Origin of the sequence: Crocosphaera sp. Alani8 (assembly GCF_038442745.1) — a bacterium.
Lineage (GTDB): Bacteria > Cyanobacteriota > Cyanobacteriia > Cyanobacteriales > Microcystaceae > Crocosphaera.
Genome location: NZ_JARVCN010000294.1, coordinates 1 through 1,624, shown reverse-complemented (window position 1 = coordinate 1,624; position 1,624 = coordinate 1). Strand labels below are relative to the sequence as shown.

The 1,624-nt window shown below is 38.0% G+C and carries 1 protein-coding gene and 1 pseudogene; one reads left to right on the top strand and one right to left on the bottom strand.

Annotation, left to right across the window (positions count from 1 at the left end; genetic code table 11):
• Window positions 1-1,019: pseudogene (locus P9B04_RS16085) on the top strand (plasmid replication protein, CyRepA1 family); the annotation flags it as partial.
• A gap of 145 nt (window positions 1,020-1,164) precedes the next feature.
• On the opposite strand, the gene P9B04_RS16080 reads toward P9B04_RS16085, so the two are convergent.
• Entirely contained in the window at window positions 1,165-1,455 is a 291-nt protein-coding gene (locus P9B04_RS16080; protein WP_342055999.1) for a DUF6262 family protein, read from the bottom strand.
• Between the last annotated feature and the right edge of the window lie 169 nt (window positions 1,456-1,624).

Genomic DNA, 1,624 nt, shown 5'->3' with positions numbered 1-1,624 from the left:
TGGTGACTGATAAATTAGTGACCGCCCTACTGTGGATCTCCCTTGCTGTGTCACCCACTTTAGAAACTTTACCCCCCAGTGAGTTTGTGGGGCAAAAGAATGAAGAGGTTAAACATCTTGGAACTCATCTCAAGCAACTTTCCCTGGATAACTGTCAGGTTTACCATCGCCAAGTTAGTCAAGCTGAACGATTAAGCCCCCACGACTATGAACAACTCAAGCGTCGACAAAACCCTACCACTGAACAACGACTCCAGTTACACAAGACGGCAATTTGTCAAAAATATCATGTTAATCATGTCTCCCCTGAACTGGTCGAACTGGATGAGCAACGAGCGTACGCTCGTCTAAAACTTCATTACTATGGCACTGTCGGACGAGCTTACATGACCCACAAGGAACGGAAACGGTTAGAGAAAATGTTGCAGTTGGGACAGGGTTGTTTATTCTCCCCTGACTTTAACCGAAATAGTATTTCTGCTAAGATTTGGCTTTACGAGTTTCTTGAATTTTTCCCCTTATTACATAAAAACCAGGTCAGTAAAGATGACCCCGATTTACAGCGATTAGCCACCATCTCAAAAGAAATAGCCGGCGATATCAAGTCTATCCTTCACGTAACTATTAACTCCGACGACAGCCCTGTAGTTGTTTATCGCAAGTTGCGCCAACCTTTGGGACTTCCCAAGTTGGTTAAGTTGGGCCGGTTCGGACCTCGGGGCGCACGTCATTATACTTATGCTAATCCTGACCTCACTGAACGATATGAATTATTTGACCGGTGGTTGGCCTCCGAAGACCCCTTACCCACAGAACCAACTCCTGTTCAATGGGCTATGAATACCCTCCATCGACTCGAATTCCCTGCTCGCAGTTTTGACGATAGCTCCAAAGCCGCTGATTTTCTCTCCGATATTGACCCTAAACTCACGAATATTATTGAAGACATACAAAAAGTTTGTTCTGATTTTGTTAGTCGATTTATTAAAGCTGTCCAAGTGAACATCGTAAAAGTCTAATCTAGCTTTTCTGTCTTTCTATATTAGATTCACTAGACACCAACTGTTACCAATTATACCAAATACTTCTATTAAGAAAACTGGTGACGTTTTTGATGGATTTTTGTGTCTTTTAGCTAAGGAGTTAAGAATCTAGACTCATATTTTAATCATGGGTTCGTTTGATTAATTTTTCCACATTTTCTAATTTGGTTTCCAAAATTTTCAAATAATCAATGGTGTCGATTGAAGCGTTTTCTAAATATTTGATTAGGGTTAAAAAATCTCTATTTTTGTAAAACCAAGACTCGGACACTCCAGACAGACTAACTATTATCTGAAGAGAAATTGTTTTATTTTCTTCTATTAATCGGATAATAGTTTTGATAACTTTGTCTATTGTTTTATTTCTTCTATCTTCTGCTATTTTTTGGCAGTGTATTTCTCTAGTGACCATAAATTTTATCCACGTTACTTAACATTGATTTAATTATCTTGCTAGATACCTTAACACAGTCATCTTATGTTTTCCAAAAATATTCTCAAACATTTAGATTCAAAAAATCCCGTCAAAAAAAATGTCTTTTTGATAAATTAAGTAAAAATATTTGACAATAGAAAAATTA